Here is an 18,694-nt window from a genome sequence, read left to right on the forward strand (position 1 = left end):
CCCCTTGGAGGATCGCTGTGAACACTCGGCCGTGGACCCGCGCCGCCCGCCTGGTGGTGCTGTGTGCACTGTCGCCCCTGCTGTTCGCGTGCACCGCGTCCCCCGCCGAGGAGGCGGCGACAGGCGCAAACAGTCCGGACGCCTACCGCGCCGCGCCGGCCGGCAAGGTGGCCGCGGTGTGCGGCCACACCAAGCCGGGCCCGAAGGGTGCCCCGGAGGATGCGGTCGAGATCGACCCCGCGGTCGACCAGGACCTCGCCGACAAGACCCAGTCGAACCCCCCGGGCACCACGTTCTGGCTGGCGCCCGGCAGGCACACGCTCGGCACCAACGAGTACAACTCGGTGTCCCCCAAGAAGGGTGACACCTACATCGGCGCGCCCGGGGCGGTCCTCGACGGCCGCGGCAAGAACCGGTACGCGTTCGTGTTCACCGCGAGCAACGTGACGATCAAGCACCTCACCGTGACCGGCTTCGTCGCGCCGGCCAACGAGGGCGTCGTCAACCACGACTCCGGCCACCACTGGGTCATCGAGGACAACACGATCGAGAAGAACGCCGGGGCCGGCCTGATGGTCGGCACCCGTGACGAGGTACGCCGCAACTGCCTGCGGGACAACGGTCAGTACGGACTGAACGCGGTCACGGTCAACGGCAACGTCGAGGACATCCTGCTCGAGGGCAACGAGATCACCGGCAACAACACCGACGACTGGGAATCCAAAGTAGAGGGATGTGGTTGCTCCGGGGGCGCCAAGTTCTGGGCCGTGGACGGCGCCACGATCAGGGGCAACTGGGTGCACGACAACCGCGGCGGCGGGTTGTGGGCGGACACCAACAACAACGACTTCGTGTTCGAGAAGAACCTGATCGAGGAGAACGACGGCCCCGCCGTCATCTACGAGACCAGCTACAACGCGATCATCCGGTACAACATGATCCGCCGGAACAACTGGGTGGAGGGCCGCAACTTCGCCTCGCGCGGCGACACCTTCCCGGCACCGACCATCTACATCTCCGAGTCGGGCGGCGAGCCGCGGGTCCACGCGCGCACGAACAAGATCGAGATCTACGGCAACGACATGGTGGACAACTGGTCCGGCATCACCCTCTGGGAGAACGCCGACCGGTTCTGCAACAGTGCCGCGAACTCCTCGACCGGCTACTGCACGCTGGTCCAGCCGACCCTGTCGAAGTGTGCCGCGCCCGCGATCGCCCACAAGCCGCTGCTCGACGACTGCCGGTGGAAGACCCAGCGCGTCGACATCCATGGCAACCGGTTCGCGGTCGACGCCAACGTCGTGCGCTGCAGCACGCTGTGCGCGCGGATGGCCGTGCTGTCGAACTCGGGCACCGTCCCCGACTGGTCGCCGTACAAGGACGACACGGTGCAGCAGGCGATCACCTTCCACCAGGGCAACGCGTGGCACGACAACCAGTACATCGGGCCGTGGCGGTTCGTCGTGTTCGACGCCAGCACGGTTGTCGACGAGACCGGCTGGCAGTCCGACCCGTACAACCAGGACGGCGGCAGCGAGTTCACCGACAGCGGCAACTGAGCCGACCCGGCGGGCAGAGAGGAGCAGGCATGAACGAGACCGGCGCGCGGCCACGGCAGAGCACACGTGACGATCGCCTGGGCCTCATGCCCGACCATGCGGCCGGTGAACCGTTCCTCGAACCGCGACGGTCCATCCCGCGGCTCGTCACGGTGGTCTGGGCGCTGCTGATCGTCGACACGCTCGGCACCCAGCCGGTGCAGACGATCGTCGCGATTCCGCGGCCGCTCATGCAGCTGATCACGATCGGCACGGTCGGCGTCGCGTTCCTGCTCGCGATGGTGGTCAACCGCCGGCTCCAGATCCGGCCGAGTGCCTACCTGCTGCTCCTGACCCTCCTGCTGGTGGCGAGCCTGCCCGGCTCCGCGACGCTGGAGTCCGGGCTGGGCTCGATCGTGCGCTGCCTGCGGTTCGCGCTGTTCATCAGCACGCTCTGGCTGCTCACCCCCTGGTGGAACAACGCGCTGTCGCTGGTGCGCACGCACATCAGGCTGGTCGGTGCGGTGCTCGCCACCGTCGTCCTCGGCCTCGTCATCGCGCCGGGCCTGGCGATGCCGGCCATCGACAGCGGCCGGCTGGTGGGCGTGATCTGGCCGCTGACCGCCCCGCAGGTGGGCCAGTACTCGGCCACCATCGCGGGGCTCACGTTCCTGCTCTGGCTCGCGCGAATGGTGAACCGGCGCAGCGCGGTGGTGTTCGCACTCGTGCCGTTCGGCCTGCTGCTGCTGAGCCACACCCGGACCGCGATCATCGGCCTGGTCGCCGGGCTCGCGGTGGCCGTGCTGTCGATGTCGTTCACCAACGCACGTGCCCGCCGGGCGGTCGGCGCGGCCATCCTCGGCGGCGGGGTGCTCGCCGTCGTGCTCGGCCCGGCCATCCAGGTCTGGATGCTTCGCGGGCAGGACCAGCAGAACCTGAGCACGTTCACCGGCCGCGCGAAGGTCTGGGACAGCCTGCTGGCAGCCCCGCGGACCTGGCTCGAGCAGGTGTTCGGCTCGGGCCTGTCGAACAAGTCCTTCAACGGCCTGCCGATCGACAACAGCTGGTTCGCCGCATACCAGGAACAGGGCCTCGTCGGTGTGACGCTGGTCGCGCTGTTCCTCGCCGTGCTGCTCGGCGTCGCGGTGGCGCGGCCGCCGTCGCCGGCGCGCGCGTGCGCGCTCTTCCTGGTCGTATACGCGATCGCGGCGTCGTACACCGAGGCCAGCCTCGCGGACGCGTCACCGATGCTGCTGAACCTCACGCTGGCCGCGGCCTTGCTGTCGGCGGCCAACCGGGTCGCCGACGGGGCGGTTAACCATCCACAAAGGACCACGAAATGACGGCGTATGCACGGTTCGACGTAACGGCGTCCCCGCATGTCGCGACCGTCTGGTGGGGACGCATACCGCGTGGCTTGACAGTGACAGGCCGGTCGCGAAGCAGGATTCGAAAGGCGGTCACACGATGAGCCAGGCAGGGGTACTGCTGGATCGGGACGGCACGATCATCGTCGACAGCGGCTACGTCGGGTCGGTGGACCGGGTCGAGTTCATCGACGGCGCCATCGAGGCGATCGGGTCGCTCAACCGGGCCGGCATCCCCGTCGCGGTGGTGACCAACCAGGCCGGCGTGGCACGGGGGCACTACGCCATCGAGGACGTCGAGCAGGTGCACAAGCACATGATCGCCGAGCTCGCGAACCGCGGCGCGCACGTGGATCTGTGGCTGTTCTGCCCGTACCACCCGGATGGCAGCGTCGCGTCGTTCGCGCGGGCGAGCTGGGACCGCAAGCCGGCCCCCGGCATGGCACTCGCCGCCGCCGACGCGCTCGACCTCGACCTCGCCGCGTCGTGGGTCATCGGTGACCGCGACTCCGACATCGGGCTCGCGCGGGCCGTCGGTGCCACGCCGTTGTTCCTCGGCCCCGGCGGGACGACCGAACCGGACGTACCGCGCTTCCCCGACCTCGCGGCGGCCGTGGCGCACGTCCTGTCCGTCCGCCGGGAAAACGGCGCCCGGCAACACATCGAGCCGCCCAAGTTCCCGGCGCGGCAGTTCGACCGCGCGGACTCCTACGGTGGCGCGTACGTCGCCGAGCTCTCCCGCGCGTTCGACACCGTCGACCTCAGCCGGGTCCACGCGGCGGCGGAGCTGCTCACCGACGCCTACCTGCGCGACGGCGCGGTGTTCGCCTGCGGCAACGGCGGTTCCGCCTCGATCGCCAACCACCTGCAGTGCGACCACGTGAAGGGCGTGCGCAACGGCACCGGCCTGCTCGCCCGCGTGCAGAGCCTGTCGACCAACATGGAGCTGTTCAGCGCCATCGCCAACGACATCGGCTACGAGCACGTCTTCTCCTACCAGCTGGAGTCGATCGCCCGGCCCGGCGACGTGCTGATCGCGGTGTCCTCGTCCGGCCGCTCGCCGAACATCGTCCGCGCGGTGGACTGGGCGAACGCCAACGGGATGCGCACGATCGCGCTGACCGGTTTCGAGGGCGGCGACACCCGGGCGCGCGCGAACGTCCCGATCCACGTCGACTCCCGCAACTACGGGATCATCGAGGACGCCCACCAGGCGCTGATGCACCTGCTCGCCCAGTACGTGCGGCAGTCCCAGCTGTCCGCGGACGCCGTCGCCGGGCAGGTGTTCTGAGCATGCGCGTCGCCATCAACCTGCTGACCGACGACCCGGCCAACCCGTCCGGCGCGCACTGGTTCTGGACGAGGATCATCCCGCTGATGGCCGAGCGGCTCGTCGACGGCGAGGAGTTCCACCTTCTCGTGAGCCCGAAGTCGCGGCCGATGCACGTGGGATACGGGCAGAACGTCCACTACATCACCTACCCGTGGTCGAACGAACGGCGCCACCTGCGCACGCTCTCCGAGCACGCGTACTCGCCGGTGCGGCTGCGCGCGGCGAAGATCGACGTGCTCAACACGCTCCTGGCGCCGGCCGTGCGCTCCGCGCCGGGGCTGGTGGCGCATTTCAAGACCCTGCACGCCTACACCCAGCCGGCCTCGATCCACCCGCTCGTGCGGGCCTACCGGCGGGCGAGCTACCCGCGCACGGCCCGCACCGCGGACGCGATCATCATCAACTCCGAGAGCCTGCGTGCCGAGGTGCAGCACTACCTCGACGTGGACCCGGCGAAGCTGCGGCTGATCCCGGAGGCGGTCGACCACGACCTGTTCCGCCCGGGCGACCGCGACGAGGCGTGGGAGCGGGTTCGCGCCTCCTACGGCGTCACGAAGCCGTTCGTGCTGTTCATCTCCTCGCTGTGGCCGTACAAGAACGGCGCCGGGCTCATCCGGGCGTTCGCCGCGGCACGCGGGGAGCTCGGCGACCGGCAGCTCGTGATCGTCGGGCCCGGCCGCGACGGCGCGCACGCGGGGGAGCTGCGCGCGCTGGCCGCCGAGCTCGGTGTCGCCGACGACGTCCTGTGGGTGGGCGGCGTGCCGCTCGAGGAGACCGTGCACTTCTACCGCTGCGCGGACGTGTTCGTGTACCCGTCGCTGAACGAGACGTTCGGCCTGCCGCTGCTCGAGGCGATGGCCTGCGGCTGCCCGGTGGTCACCTCCGACACCAGCGCCATGCCGGAGACCGCGGGCGGCGCGGCACTGCTCGCCGACCCGATGGACCCGGAGTCGATCGCGGACAAGATCGTCGACGCCTGCGGCGGCGCGGGCGCGCGCCTGCGGGAGAAGGGCCCCTTGCGGGCCGCGGAGTTCACCTGGGCCGCCACCGCGGAGCAGACGCTCGAGGTCTACCGCGAGGTCTACCAGCGGACCCGGAACCGCTGACCATGCTGCTCCGCAGGACGAAGCCCGTCGCCCCGGCACCCGATCGCACCCGGCTGGACAGCCTGACGGGTGTGCGTATCTTCGCCGCGGTCTGGGTGATGCTCCTGCACTTCCGCTCGGTCTCCGAGCACCGGACCTGGCCGATCCCGCTGATCGACCGGTTCGTCCTTTCCGGGCAGTACGCGGTGGACCTGTTCTTCGTGCTGAGCGGCTTCATCCTCTGTCACGTCTACTTCGCACAGTTCGCGGGCGGGATGACCCGGCCGAAGTTCCAGTCGTTCATCGGCTACCGGTTCGCCCGCCTCTACCCGGTGCACATCGTCACGTTCGCGATCATGGTGGTGCTGTTCTTCGGCCAGTCGATCCTCACCGGCTCGTCGACGGCACAGGACTCGGGCCGCTACAGCGTCGGGACGTTCCTGTCCACGCTCACGATGACGCACGCCTGGTGGGGTTCGGGCACGACGACGACCCCGAACGTCCCGGCCTGGTCGATCTCCGCCGAGTGGCTCGCCTACCTGCTGTTCCCGTTGCTGTGCCTGGCGATCATCCGCCTGCGGCGCTTCGCTCCCCTCGTCTTCACCCTCCTGGGCGCGGGCCTCGCCTTGCTATGGCACCTGACGGATGACAACGTGCCCATCCGGGTCATGGCCGGCTTCCTCGTGGGTATGGCGACCTACCAGGTGTCCCGGCACGCCCAGCGGCTCGCGAAGCTGCCGATGCTCGGCACGGTGGTCCTCGCGCTCGTGGTCGTCTGGGCCGTGCTCGGCAACGCCCACCTGGAGATCGGGATCCTGCTGTTCGCCGGGCTGATCCTGGTGCTGTCCTCGGAGCGGGACTGGCTGTGCCGGTTCTTCGCGCTGCGGTGGATGGTCTACCTGGGCGAGGTCTCGTACGCGGTGTACATGATCCACTGGGTCGTCCGCGTCGTCGTCCGCGCCGCCGCCGAGAGGGCGGGCGTGCTCGACACCATCCCGGCCGGCCTGCTCGTCGCGACCTACATCGTCCTGACCTTCGGCGCGGCGATCCTGCTCTACCACCTCGTCGAACGTCCGTGGCGGCGGCGGTTGCGCCGCCTGCTCGCGCCGCGTCCCAAGGCTGCCCGAACGGATGGGGAGGTCCGTCAATGAGGATTCTGGTCACCGGGGGTGCCGGGTTCATCGGCTCCCACACCGCCGACCGGCTGGTGTCGCTCGGGCACGAGGTCACCGTGCTCGACGCGCTCACCGCGCCCGTACACCGCGGCCGGAAGCCGAACTACCTCACCCCGGGCGCGGAGCTCTACGTCGGCGACGTGCGCAACCGCGACCTGCTCGCGAACCTGCTGCGCCGGACGGACGCCGTCTACCACTTCGCCGCTTACCAGGACTACCTGACCGACTTCTCGACGTTCACCGACGTCAACATCACCTCGACCGCGCTCGTCTACGAGACCATCGTCGCCGAGCGGCTCGAGATGATGCGGGTCGTGGTCGCCTCCTCGCAGGCCGCGCTGGGCGAGGGGCTGTACCGGTGCCCCGGGCACGGCGAGCAGACGCCGGACATGCGCCCCGAGGCACAGCTCGCCCGGTCCGAATGGGACATTCGCTGCCGGGTGTGCGGCGGACCGCTCGAGATGCTGCCCACGCCCGAGCGGATCCACAACCCGCAGAACGCCTACGGCATGTCGAAGTACGGCGAGGAGCTGGTGGCCGTCAACCTCGGCCGCCGCTACGGAATCCCGACCACCGCGCTGCGGTACAGCATCGTGCAGGGCCCGCGGCAGTCGGTCTACAACGCCTACTCCGGGGCGTGCCGCATCTTCAACCTGCACTACCTGCTCGGCGGCGCGCCGACGCTGTACGAGGACGGCGAGGCCGTCCGCGACTACGTCAACATCCACGACGTCGTCGACGCGAACGTGCTCGTGCTGACCGACGACCGCGCGGACGGCCAGGTGTTCAACGTCGGCGGCGGCACCCCGTACACCACGCGGGAGTTCGCGGAGGTCGTGCGGCACCAGTACGGCTCGGACAAGCCCGGCGTGGTCAGCGGCGAGTACCGCTTCGGCGACACCCGGCACATCCTGTCCGACATCGACGCGATCAAGCAGCTCGGCTGGACGCCGCGGCGCACCCCCGCCGACTCGGTCGCCGAGTACGCCGCCTGGCTGTCCGGAATGGACGGTCTGGACGAGATCCTGGCCGCCGCGGACGCCAAGATGCGCGCGCTCGGCGTGGTTCGCAAGGCGGGCGCGTGAAGGCCTTCCTGCTCGCGGCCGGCCTCGGGACCCGCCTGCGGCCGATCACCGACAGCACGCCGAAGTGCCTGCTGCGCGTCGGCGACCGGACGCTGCTCGACATCTGGCTGGACGCGCTCGCCGCCGCGGGCGTGACCGAGGTCCTGCTGAACACCCACCACCTCGCGGTCCTGGTACGCGAGCACGTGGCCGCGCGGGCGAGCGGCCCCGCGGTGCGACTCGCCCACGAGCCCGCGTTGCTGGGTAGCGCCGGGACGCTTCTCGCGAACCGCGACTTCGTCGACGGCGAGGAGATGTTCCTCGCGGTGAACGCCGACAACCTCACCGACTTCGACCTCGACCTGCTCGTCAAGGAGCACCGCGCGCTCGACCCGATCGCCACCCTGACGCTGTTCCATGCGCCCGACCCCCGCGCGTGCGGCATCGTCGAGGTGGCGGCGGACGGGCGGATGACCGGTTTCGTGGAGAAGCCCGCGGACCCGCCGGGCGACCTCGCGAACGCCGGCGTGTACGCGTTCTCTCCCGCGGTGCTGGACCTCGTCCCCGAGCCCCTGCCCCGCGACCTCGGCTTCGACCTGCTGCCGCGGCTGGTCGGGCGCGCGCACACGGTCGACTTGGGCGACGCGTACTTCATCGACATCGGCACCCCGGCCGCGCTGGCCCGCGCCCGGGACGAGTGGCACCCGAAGGCGGCATCATGATCATCACGCAGACCCCGCTGCGCGTCGGGCTCGTCGGCGGCGGGACGGACCTCCCCGCCTACTACCGCGAGCACGGCGGCCGGGTGCTCAACGCGGCCATCGACAAGTACGTCTACGTCGTGGTCAAGCAGCGCTTCGACAACGACATCTACGTGAACTACTCCAAAAAGGAGATCGTGTCGCGCGTCGAGGACCTCGAACACGAGCTCGTCCGCGAGGCGCTGCACATGGCCGGCGTCCGCGGCGGCGTGGAGATCACCACGCTCGCCGACATCCCGTCGGCGGGCTCGGGCCTGGGCTCGTCGTCGTCGGTGACCGTCGGCCTGCTGCACGCGCTGTTCGCCTACCAGGGCAAGCAGGTCTGCGCCGAGGACCTCGCCGAACGGGCGTGCGCGATCGAGATCGACCGCTGCCGCAAGCCCATCGGCAAGCAGGACCAGTACGCGGCCGCGTTCGGCGGGATCTGCGACATCCGGTTCGGTCCGGGCGACCGCGTCGTGGTGGACCAGGTCGCGCTGAGCCCCGGCGACCGCCGCCAGGTGCAGGAGGAGCTGCTGCTCTTCTACACCGGCATCACCCGAAGCGCCGACACGATCCTCTCCGAGCAGAACGCGAACATCGCCGACAAGCTGCCGCAGCTGCACCAGCTGCGCGACCTCGCGGGCGAAGCGGCCGGCGGGCTGCGGGCCGGCGACGTGAGCGCGCTCGGCACGGCGCTCGCGAAGAGCTGGCAGGCCAAGCGGGCGCTCGCGTCCGGGGTGTCGAACGGGCAGATCGACGAGGCCGTCGAGGCGGCCCTGGCCGCCGGCGCGAGCGGCGCGAAGGTCACCGGTGCGGGCGGCGGCGGGTTCCTGCTCGTGACCTGCCCGGTCGAGAACCAGCGGGTGGTGCGGGAGAAGCTCTCGGGTATGAAAGAGCTGCCGATCAAGCTCGAGCCGGTCGGTTCCCGCGTGATGTTCAACGTCCATCGCGACATCTGGAGCTGAGTGAACCGAACGATCGCGCCGGAGGCACAGCCGATCCTTCCGCCGGCCGTGCGCCGGCCGCTCGCGTTCGTGGGCGTGCCGGCGGCGCTGGTCGTGATCGTGCTCGCGGTGCTCCTGTTCGACGACCACTCCGGTACCGCGCTCGACCGCCGGCTCGACCCGCGGCTCGAACGCATGGTGCTGGCCACCGAGCCGTTCGGAAAGATCGTGGACTTCGCGGGCGAGCCGGTGGGGCTGGTGTCGCTGATCGTGCTGCTCGTCGTGCTGTCGCTGCTGCGGCACCGCCCGCGCGTGGCCGCCCTGGCCGTGCTCGGCACGGGCCTCACGATCACGGTGACGAGCACGTTCAAGCCACTCGTCGGCCGCACGATCCACGAGGTGTACCTGTCCTACCCGAGCGGGCACACCGCGTCGGCCACCGCGCTCGCCATGATCGCGGTGATGCTCTTCTGGCACCGGCTGAGCACCGGCGCCGCGCTCGCACTCCTCTACGGCGTGGCGTTCGCGGTGGGGCTCCTCGCCGCGTGGGCGCAGGCCGGCCTGACCGCGCACTACGCGACGGACACGGTCGGCGGCTGGTGCACCGCGCTCGCCGTGGTCCCGGCGACCGCGTGGCTCATCGACCGCACGGCCGCCTGGTGGAGCGTCCGGCAGGCACGTCAGGCATAGCGCCGGAACACCGGCTTGACGGGCCGCCCGCCCAGCCACGGTGTGGGGTCGCCCGCGTCCAGCGCCGCCCGGTAGACCTCGCACGCCCCGGCCACCACCTCGATGGTCCGGTCGACGTCCGCGTCCGTCAGCGCGGCGCTCACGACGAACGACGGGCCGACGACGCCGCCCGCGATGAGCCGGCGCAGGAACAGCGTCCGGTACTCCTGGGACGGCTTGCCGGCGGGATCGAGCGTGGCGAACACCAGGTTCGAGTCGCGGCCCCGGACGACCACGTGGTCGGCCACGCCCGCGTCCGCGGCCACCGCACGCACGCCGGCCGCGAGCCGGGCGCCGATCGCGTGCAGCCTGTCGGCTATGCCCTCCTCGACGTAGGTGTCCAGCACCGCCATCGCGGCGGCGAGCGCGTGGGTCTCGGCGCCGTGCGTGGTGGACAGCAGGAACACCCGCTCCCGGGTGTCGCGCAGCCCGCCGAGCTCCATCAGGTCGCGCCGGCCCGCGAGCGCGGACACGGCGAACCCGTTGCCGAGCGCCTTGCCGAACGTCGACAGGTCCGGGGTCACCCCGTAGAAGCCCTGCGCGCCCGCCTCGGACCAGCGGAACCCGGTGATCATCTCGTCGAAGATCAGCACCACGCCGTGCCGGGTGCACAGCTCGCGCACCCGCTGCAGGTACCCAGGCGGCGGGTCGGTCTGCGTGGCCGCCTCGAGGATCACGCACGCCACCTGGCCGCCCGCGACAACCTGGGCGACCGCGTCGACGTCGCCGTACGGGAACCGCACGGTGAGGTCGGTCGTGGCGGACGGGACGCCGGCGGGCATGCCCGTGGTGCCGATGAACCAGTCGTCGGTGGAGAAGAACGGCTGGTCCTTGCACAGGGCCACCAGCGGCCGGCCGGTCGCGGCCCGGGCGAGCCGCACCGCGGCGGTGGTCACGTCCGAGCCGTTCTTGGCGAACTTGACCATCTCCGCGGTCGGCACCGTGGCGAGGAACTTCGCCGCCGCGTCCAGCTCGATCGCGGCCGGCCGCACGAAGTTGCTGCCGAGGTCGAGCTGCGCGCGCACGGCCTGGGTCACCCGCGGGTGCGCGTGCCCCAGGCTGACCGCGCGCAGGCCGGAGCCGTACTCGATGAACTCGTTGCCGTCCACGTCCCACACGTGCGCACCGCGCCCGTGGGAGATCACCGGGGCCATGCCCTCGGGGTACTGGTCCTCGCCCTTGGCGTAGGTGTGCGCGCCGCCGGGCACCAGGTCGTGCAGCCGCTTGTTCGCCTCGCGTGAGCGGGTGAAGTCCATCTCCCTCACACCCTTTCCAGGGCCTGCGCGAGCGGCGGTGCCTGCCGGTCGCGGTCCGACACGAGCGCGACCGGGAGCGGCCACGGGATGGCCAGCTCCGGGTCGTCGAAGGCGATGGACACGTCTTCGGACGGGTCGTGCGGGCGGTCGATGCGGTAGGACACGTCCGCGGGGTCGGTGAGCGCCTGGAAGCCGTGCGCGCAGCCGGCCGGCACGTACAGCGTCGCCTGGGTGTCGCCGGACAGGTCGAAGAACCGCATGTTGCGGTAGGTCGACGAGCCCGGCCGCAGGTCGACCACCACGTCGAAGACGCGGCCGTAGGAGCAGCGCACCAGCTTCGCCTCGCCGCGGCCGGACCGCAGGTGCATGCCGCGGATGACGCCCTTCGCCGACCGGGAGATCGAGTCCTGGGCGAACCCGTCCGGGTCGATGCACACCGAGCGGGCGACGGCGGCGTCGAAGGTGCGGCTGAAGAACCCGCGCGCGTCGACATGCGGGGTCGGCTCGAACAGGAACGCGCCGACGATCTCGGGCACCGGTGTGGCTTTCACGTCGTCTCCCGTGTCGTCTTCTCGTCGGAGCTGATCACCTTGGCCAGCGCGGCGAACTGGTCCTCGAGCCGCTCCCGGGTGACCCGGTTGCGTTCGGCCAGCGTCGCGGTCAGCTCGGCGTGCCGGCGTTCCAGCTCCGCGAACCGCTCCAGCAGCCCGCCGAGCTCGATCGAGCCGGCCTTCAGGCAGAAGTCGCCGAGGCCCATCGCGGCCATCAGCACGTCCTGCTTGGCCGCGTACCCGATCGACAGCGTCGGCAGCCCGACCTTCAACCCGCACAGCACGTTGTGGTACCTGGTGCCCACCATGGTGTCCACTTGGGACATCTGGCGCATGAGGTCGTCCAGCGTGGTCAGCGGCTCGGCGACGACGTCGCCCGGCACCTCGGCGAGGATGTGCTCGACCATCGGCTCGTCGGCCACGTCTCCGCTGAGCAGCCGGACCGGCCGTCCACTGTCGACCAGGTGGCGGACGAAGCCCGTGATCGCCGTGCGGTACCGCAGGTGCAGCTCGTCGGCGCGCTCCCGGTCGTCGTTGCCGCCGTAGTAGGACATCACGCCGACCCCGACCGCGCCGTGGCCCGGCCGGCGCTCGGGGGACGGCAGCGCGAACGCCAGGTCGGGGTAGACGTCGTCGCCGCGCACCGGCACGCCCATCGTGCGCAGGGCGTCCCTGGACTGGTCGTCCCGGTAGGACCGGTAGTGCGCGAGCCGCGCGGCCCGCGTGATGAACCACCGGGTGAACCGCTTGCGCACCACGTTCGCGCCGACGCTGACCAGCGCCACCTTCGCGCCGGTCAGCCGGGCGCAGACGGTCAGCCAGAACAGCGAGTACGGGAACGCCCACGGCCGCAGCGGCAGCGTGGCCTCGAGCACGCCCATGCCGGGCACGATCACCACGTCCTGGCCGCGCACCCACCGGAAGGTCCGGAACGGGTCGAGCAGCTTGCCCAGCACCTTGAGCGCGGCCGCGTGCGCTCCCGTCGCGTCGCCGGCGTGTGGCTCGTACCACTGCAGCGCGGTGGACGGCGCGCCGTAGACCTCGGCCACCCGCTCCGGGCCCATGCACATGAAGTCGAGCCGCACGTCCGGGTACCGGTCACGCAGGAACGTCACGATGGCGTCCATGCAGCCGTCGTTGCCCAGGTTGCCCGAACCCAGGATGCCGAACAGCCCGACCCGTGGCCCGGCCGTGTGCCGTCCGCTCATGAAGCCCGCCGCACGGTTTCCTCGATCTTGTGCACGGAACGCACCAGGGTCCGGTCCGACAGCCACCGGGCGAGCAGCGCGTAGCAGCGCCGCCGGTCGGCCGCGGACAGCGGCGCGCGGGCGACGGCGGTGAAGTAGCTCGTCATGTACTCGCTCATCAGCCGGGCGGCCGACTGGCCGGCACGGCGCGGGTCGAGGTTGCGGCAGACCGCCTGCACGGAGCCGAGCCGGTCCCCGCGGCCGGGGTGCTCGCGGCGGTAGAACATCACCTCGGGCACCTGCAGGAACCGGCCGTACAGCGACATCTCGGCGACGAGCTTGCGGCCGGCGTTGTGGTAGCTGTCGTGTGGCGCGATGCGGCGCATCACGTCGGTGCGGATGACGCCGTAGAAGTCGTCGCCGCCGTCGGTGAACAAAAGGTCCCGGAACCGCACCGGCGCGGACGGCGAGTCGGTGCGCAGCGTGTAGTCGTAGGTCTCGATGACCTCGCCGTCCTCGTCCACGATCGCCATGTACGCGTGCGCGAGGGCCGCGTCGTGGTTGCGGTCCAGCAGCTCGATGCAGCTCTCCACGAGCTTCGGTGCGAACAGGTCGTCGTGCGCCGCCCACTTGAACAGCTCGCCGCGGGCCTGCGTCACGAGGAAGTTGTGGTTCGGCGCGGCGCCGATGTTCTTCGGCTGCTTGACGTAGCGGATCCGGTCGTCCCCGGCCGCGTACTTGCGGCAGATCTCCTCCGTGCCGTCGGTCGACGCGTTGTCGGAGATGACGAGCTCGAAGTCGGTGTAGGTCTGGGCGAGCAGCGCGTCGATCGACTCCGCGAGGTAGTTCTCCCCGTTGTAGACCGGAAGGCCGATCGTCAGCCGTGGGCTGGTCATGTCGTCCTCGATTCGTCGCGGGATTCGTGCACGTCCGGTTCGGTGATGGTGACCTCGGCGGGCCGGTGCGCCCGCAGCCCGGCGAACAGCTGGTGCCAGTACACGATCGCGCCGAACGCGGTCGCCGCCGCGACGCCCCAGGCCGAGCCGACCGCGCCACCGAGGAACGCGCCGCCGAGCCCGCCCGTGACATAGGCGGCGGACGAGATCAGCTGGCAGCGCATGGACCGGCGGGCGTTGCCGAGGGCACGCAGCCCGGCCCCGGCGCCGGTGATGAAGCTGGCGTTGGTCACGCCGAGCGTCGCGGGGACGATCAGCAGCGACGCCGTGTACCAGACCGAGCCGAGCACCATCGTGCCGAGCCGGTCGTTGAGGAACACCAGCAGCGACAGGCCCCACAGCAGCGTGCCGGCGGCCTGGCCACCGCCCAGGATCACGCAGAACAGCGGCAGCCGGCGGGCGTCTCGGCGCAGCACCCGGGCGGCCTCCGGCACGGCCACGAACGAGAGTCCCATGAGGACGGCCAGGAACGGGCCCATGAGCAGCTCGGCGCCCCGGACGGTGCCCACTGACGCGACGCCGGCGATGGCGCCCAGGCCGTACATCCGGATCTGCGAGGAGCCGCTGTTGCTGACGTTCTCGACCAGGTAGCGCGGTCCGAGGTCGCGGTTGTCCCGCAGCCAGGAGGACACGCCGCTCCACCGCGGCAGGGTGCCGGTCTGGACGCAGCCGTAGATCGCCGCGACACCCGCGGTCAGTCCCCACGCCAGCAGGAACGCGACGACCGAGCCCTGCTCGGCGGCGAGGAACATGGCCGGAACCAGCGCGATGCCCCAGACCACGTCGTTCAGGAACGCTCGTTTGCCCAGCCCGGCGGCGAAGAAGGCGAACCGCCAGGCGTCCTGCGTGAGCAGCATCGGCAGGATGATCCCGAGCGCCACGAACGCGGACCCGAGCATGCCGCCGATCGCCATGCCGACGAACAGGCTCACCACGCCGAACGCGAGACCGACGGCGAACGCGGTGCCCGCCGACCGGCCGACCGCCGCCCGCCAGGTCGCCTCGCGGACCCCGCTGAACCGCACCACCAGGGGGTCGGTCGCGAGGCCGCGGGAGACGTTGATGACCACGCCGTAGGTGACCCACGCCAGGCTGAAGATGCCGAACGCGGTGACACCCAGCTCGCGGGCGACGAATACGCCTACCGCGAAGTTGGTCATGCTCGACACGGCCTGGTCGGCCAGCCCCCAGGTGAGCCGGCGAGCCATCCCCCGCAACCCTGCCATCCAGCTACTCCTTCACCAGGCCGGCGTCGGCCAGGGCCTTCGCGGCGGCGGCCACGGAGTCGAACGGCAGGTCCGCGCGCTCGGCGATGTCCAGCAGGCTGTGCTCGCCGTCGGACAGGCTCAGCACCCACAGCATCGCGAGCTGGGCCTGCTTGGCGTCGCTGCGGCCGCCGAGCGAGTCGTACAGGCCGCGCTTGCCCAGCTGCGGCTCGCCGTACGGGGACAGGTTCACGTAGTGCCGGTTGACGTCCAGCACGGCGACCGCCTCGCGCAGCACGGCGAGGGTGTCCACCATGGACTCCGGCGCGACGAGGTCCGGGTCGTCGCCGGAGGTGTGGTACTCGGGGTACTCCGCGTACGGCGTGCGGGTGAGGCAGCCGACGCCGAGGTTGAACCCCGGTGAGCAGTACTGGCGCTCGTCGTAGCCGTACGGCGAGAACCGGCGGATCTCGTGTGGACGGTCGCGCAGCACGTGTGCGAGCACCCGGTCGATCTCCGCGTCGCCGCGGCGGCTCTGCTTGTAGGTGAGGGAACCGCGGTCGCCGGCGCAGGCGAGGACGATCCCGTGCTTGACCTTCTCCACGCGCGCGGCGTTGCGGGCGAGCCAGGTGATCGCACCGATCGTGCCCGGCGCGAAGATGAACCGGTACGTGTAGTACGGGTTCTCGAGCGAGCGCGCCAGCTCGACCGCGACCGCGACGGCGGCCATGTTGTCGTTGGCGAGCGCCGGGTGGCACACGTGGCAGGAGACGATCACCTCCTCGGTGACCTGGCCCGGCACGACGTGCTCGGCGTAGGTCAGGTGCCCGTCGGCGAGGGTCGAGTCGATCCGCACCTCGTAGTCGCCGTCCGGCAGCGCGTCGAGGGTCTGCTGCGCGAGGCAGAAGCCCCACCGCGGCGCGTAGTAGCTGGTCCGGTACGGGATCAGCGACGGCTGGCCGGGCAGCGTGTGCAGGTGCTCGCGCAGCTGCGCCAGCGGCATCGTCTCGTGCACCGGCACGCTGTAGCCCACGACGTGCAGCGCATGCTCGCGGAAGTCGACCACCCGCCTGCCGTCGGCGTCCGCGATGTACGCGTCGCGGATGTTCCACTCCTGCGGCACGGTCCAGTCGAGCACGTCGGTACCGGTGGGCACCTCGTGCACGGTCAGCGGCAGGTGCTCGCCGATGATGTCGAGCGTCGCGCGGACGCCGTCGCCGGTGATGCTCCGGCACAGCGGGTACAACCGCCGCACCAGAGCATGCATCCGGGAACCGGGCTCCATCACCGATGCCGCAGGGTCTCGTCGACCACGCCGCCCGCGGACTGGCCCTTCAACCAGGCCAGGCGGGTGAACCGGCGCTCGAACGACTCCGTCGTCAGTCCGTGCTTCTGGTAGGCCTCGATCAGTTCTATCGCACCGTCCTTGACCGACCAGGCGCACTCGAAGCCGGGGATCGCCTTGCGGAACTTGGCGAAGTCGACCCGGTAGGAGCGCGGGTCGTTGCCGGCCTCGCCGGTGATCCGCAGCCGCGAGCCGGGCACGGCCTCGACGACCTCGGCCGCGATCTCCGCGACCGTGACGTTGTTGCGCTCGGTGCCGATGTTGAACGCCTCGTCGTGCACGGCCTCGCGCGGCGCGGTGAGCGCGGCGAGGAAGGCCTGGGCGATGTCCCGCGCGTGCACCAGCGGGCGCCAGGGCGTGCCGTCGGAGAGGACCAGGACCTCGCCGGAGAGGTAGGCGTGGCCGACCAGGTTGTTCAGCACGATGTCGGCCCGCAGGCGCGGCGAGTAGCCGAACGCGGTGGCGTTGCGCAGGTACACCGGGGTGAAGTCGCCGTCGGCGAGCTCGTGCAGGTCGTCCTCGACGCGGACCTTGGACTCCGCGTATGGGGTGACCGGCCGCAGCGGCGCGTCCTCGTCGACCAGGCCCCCGCCGCCGGAGGCGCCGTACACCGAGCAGGTCGACGCGTACAGGAACCGCTTGACGCCGCTGTCGCGGGCCAGCCGGGCGAGCCGGACGGCCGCGCGGTGGTTGATGTCGTAGGTGAGATCCGGGGCGAGCGCGCCGAGCGGGTCGTTCGACAGGGCCGCCAGGTGGATCACGGCGTCCACATCGGACACATGGGCGTGCGTGACGTCCCGCAGGTCGACCTCGTGCCCCGGCGGGTCGGCCGGGGCGTCACCCAGCACGCAGCCGGCGAACAGCCCCGAGTCGAGGCCGACGACCTCGTGGCCGGCCGCGCTGAGCACCGGTGCCATCACCGTGCCCAGGTAGCCCTTGTGCCCCGTCAGAAGGACCCGCATCGTTCAACCCTCCAGGTCGAGAATCTGCTTGGCGACGTGGAAGGCCTCCGCGTAGCGGGCCTGGCACTCGATCCCGCGGATCCGTGCCAGTCCGAGGAAGGCCTCCCGGTCGTACCACGGACGGTGTCGCTGCGAGGGGTAGTGCTGTTGCAGGAGTGCGACCTTTTTCTCGGCGATGTCCGAAGAAAGCGGCTGGTAGGTGTTGGGCCTGCCGAGGTCGCCGTCCCATTTGACGATTTCGTACCCGAGCACGAGGTGATCACGGAACGCAGTCGGCACGAGCGTCGCCAGCCCGCGGTGGTCCTGGTGCGCGTCGTCGGTGCGCGGCGCCACGATCACGTCGGGGTCGACACGCCGGCGCAGGTCCTCGAGCGCGTTCTTGGCCTCGTCCCAGTGCGCGGGCAGCCGCCCGTCGGGCAGCTTCAGCACGGTCACGTCCAGGTCCGCTGCAGGGCAGAACGCCGCGAGCGCGGCGCGTTCCTCGTCCTCCCGCTCGGTGCCACCGCCGGAGAGCACCAGCGCGTCGACGCGCACGCCCGGGCGGGCCGAGCACGCCGCGAGCAGCGTGCCGCCCGCCCCGATGGCGATGTCGTCGCAGTGCGCACCGAGCGCGACGATCCGCTCGATCCGGTCCGAACCCAGACGGATCACGCGGTCCTCGCCGGCACCCGGTCGATGACCCGGTCGATCTTCCTGTCACCGTCCCACAGGGCCCACGGCCGCTCGCCGCGGGCGTAGCCGGTGTCGAGCGCGGCCTTCTCCTTGACCGTGTCCGTCGGCTTCCAGAAGCCGCGGTACGGGTAGGCGAGCAGCCGGCCGCGCTTCGCGAGCTCGGCGCAGCCGTCGGCGACGAGGTCGCCGCCCTCGGGGATGTGGTCGAAGACCTCCTGCCGCAGCACGAAGTAGCCGCCGTTCTCCCACATCGGCATCTCGCTGACCGCGGTGATGGCGCCGACCCGGTTGTCCTCGCCCATCTCGACGCAGTGGAACGACGACTGCGGCGGCACGACCATCATCGACGCGCCGACGTCGGCGTTCTTGAACCGGTCGATCATCTCGGGCAGCGGGGCGTCGGTCAGGACGTCCGCGTAGTTGGCGAGGAACATCTCGTCGCCGTCCAGGTAGTGCCGCACCCGGCGCAGCCGCTCACCGATCGGCGACTCGATGCCGGTCTCCGCGAACGTGATCGTCCAGTCGGCGATGTCGGTGGACAGCAGCTCGGTACGTCCCTGGCGCAGCACGAAGTCGTTGGAG

18 protein-coding genes are annotated in these 18,694 nt (G+C 70.9%); 9 read left to right on the forward strand and 9 right to left on the reverse strand.

From position 1 onward, the window contains the following. Window positions 1-17 precede the first annotated feature (17 nt). From VH969_RS23065 to VH969_RS23105, 9 genes are all read left to right on the forward strand, one after another. A complete protein-coding gene (locus tag VH969_RS23065; RefSeq protein WP_331977593.1) occupies window positions 18-1,559 on the forward strand; it encodes a right-handed parallel beta-helix repeat-containing protein in 1,542 nt (513 codons plus the stop codon). Window positions 1,560-1,588: 29 nt separating this feature from the next. Beyond that, window positions 1,589-2,881 carry an O-antigen ligase family protein gene (locus VH969_RS23070; RefSeq protein ID WP_331977595.1) on the forward strand — a complete coding sequence of 431 codons (1,293 nt, stop codon included), beginning with the start codon at window positions 1,589-1,591 and terminating at the stop codon, window positions 2,879-2,881. 124 nt (window positions 2,882-3,005) lie between these two features. After that, window positions 3,006-4,196, forward strand: a complete 1,191-nt coding sequence (locus VH969_RS23075; protein WP_331977597.1) for an HAD-IIIA family hydrolase — start codon at window positions 3,006-3,008, stop codon at window positions 4,194-4,196. Between the two features lie 2 nt (window positions 4,197-4,198). After that, a complete protein-coding gene (locus tag VH969_RS23080; protein ID WP_331977599.1) occupies window positions 4,199-5,344 on the forward strand; it encodes a glycosyltransferase family 4 protein in 1,146 nt (381 codons plus the stop codon). 71 nt (window positions 5,345-5,415) lie between these two features. Continuing rightward, entirely contained in the window at window positions 5,416-6,474 is a 1,059-nt protein-coding gene (locus tag VH969_RS23085; protein WP_331977601.1) for an acyltransferase family protein, read from the forward strand. Continuing rightward, entirely contained in the window at window positions 6,471-7,583 is a 1,113-nt protein-coding gene (locus tag VH969_RS23090; RefSeq protein ID WP_331977603.1) for an NAD-dependent epimerase/dehydratase family protein, read from the forward strand. Before VH969_RS23085 ends, VH969_RS23090 begins: the two co-directional genes overlap by 4 nt. After that, window positions 7,580-8,284, forward strand: a complete 705-nt coding sequence (locus VH969_RS23095; protein ID WP_331977605.1) for a nucleotidyltransferase family protein — start codon at window positions 7,580-7,582, stop codon at window positions 8,282-8,284. The genes VH969_RS23090 and VH969_RS23095 overlap by 4 nt, the downstream gene beginning before the upstream one ends. Continuing rightward, on the forward strand, window positions 8,281-9,270 hold the full coding sequence (locus VH969_RS23100; RefSeq protein ID WP_331977607.1) for a GHMP family kinase ATP-binding protein: 990 nt from the start codon (window positions 8,281-8,283) through the stop codon (window positions 9,268-9,270). Before VH969_RS23095 ends, VH969_RS23100 begins: the two co-directional genes overlap by 4 nt. Next, entirely contained in the window at window positions 9,271-9,939 is a 669-nt protein-coding gene (locus tag VH969_RS23105) for a phosphatase PAP2 family protein (RefSeq protein WP_331977609.1), read from the forward strand. On the opposite strand, the gene VH969_RS23110 is transcribed toward VH969_RS23105, so the two are convergent. The 9 genes from VH969_RS23110 to VH969_RS23150 form a co-directional block, all read right to left on the reverse strand. After that, window positions 9,930-11,234 (reverse strand): glutamate-1-semialdehyde 2,1-aminomutase, encoded by a 1,305-nt coding sequence (locus VH969_RS23110; protein WP_331977611.1) that lies wholly within the window; start codon window positions 11,232-11,234, stop codon window positions 9,930-9,932. The two genes, VH969_RS23105 and VH969_RS23110, sit on opposite strands and share 10 nt — an antisense overlap. A gap of 5 nt (window positions 11,235-11,239) precedes the next feature. Continuing rightward, the gene (locus VH969_RS23115; protein WP_331977613.1) at window positions 11,240-11,785 is read right to left on the reverse strand and encodes a dTDP-4-dehydrorhamnose 3,5-epimerase family protein; all 546 of its coding nucleotides are present in this window, start codon (window positions 11,783-11,785) and stop codon (window positions 11,240-11,242) included. Then, entirely contained in the window at window positions 11,782-12,993 is a 1,212-nt protein-coding gene (locus VH969_RS23120) for a polysaccharide pyruvyl transferase family protein (RefSeq protein WP_331977615.1), read from the reverse strand. Before VH969_RS23120 ends, VH969_RS23115 begins: the two co-directional genes overlap by 4 nt. Further along, on the reverse strand, window positions 12,990-13,868 hold the full coding sequence (locus VH969_RS23125) for a glycosyltransferase family 2 protein (protein ID WP_331977617.1): 879 nt from the start codon (window positions 13,866-13,868) through the stop codon (window positions 12,990-12,992). The genes VH969_RS23120 and VH969_RS23125 overlap by 4 nt, the downstream gene beginning before the upstream one ends. After that, a complete protein-coding gene (locus tag VH969_RS23130) occupies window positions 13,865-15,154 on the reverse strand; it encodes an MATE family efflux transporter (protein ID WP_331977619.1) in 1,290 nt (429 codons plus the stop codon). Before VH969_RS23130 ends, VH969_RS23125 begins: the two co-directional genes overlap by 4 nt. Before the next feature lie 4 nt (window positions 15,155-15,158). After that, a complete protein-coding gene (locus VH969_RS23135) occupies window positions 15,159-16,418 on the reverse strand; it encodes a DUF4910 domain-containing protein (RefSeq protein WP_331977621.1) in 1,260 nt (419 codons plus the stop codon). Then, window positions 16,418-17,440, reverse strand: coding sequence for an NAD-dependent epimerase/dehydratase family protein (locus tag VH969_RS23140; RefSeq protein WP_331977623.1), 1,023 nt, complete (start codon window positions 17,438-17,440; stop codon window positions 16,418-16,420). The genes VH969_RS23135 and VH969_RS23140 overlap by 1 nt, the downstream gene beginning before the upstream one ends. Window positions 17,441-17,443: 3 nt before the next feature. Next, window positions 17,444-18,091 carry a PIG-L deacetylase family protein gene (locus VH969_RS23145; protein ID WP_331977625.1) on the reverse strand — a complete coding sequence of 216 codons (648 nt, stop codon included), beginning with the start codon at window positions 18,089-18,091 and terminating at the stop codon, window positions 17,444-17,446. Next, window positions 18,088-18,694: glycosyltransferase family protein (locus VH969_RS23150; protein ID WP_331977627.1), on the reverse strand; the 607-nt coding region annotated here is incomplete at its 5' end. The genes VH969_RS23150 and VH969_RS23145, both read right to left, overlap by 4 nt.

The organism is Actinophytocola sp., from assembly GCF_036555685.1.
GTDB lineage: Bacteria > Actinomycetota > Actinomycetes > Mycobacteriales > Pseudonocardiaceae > Actinophytocola.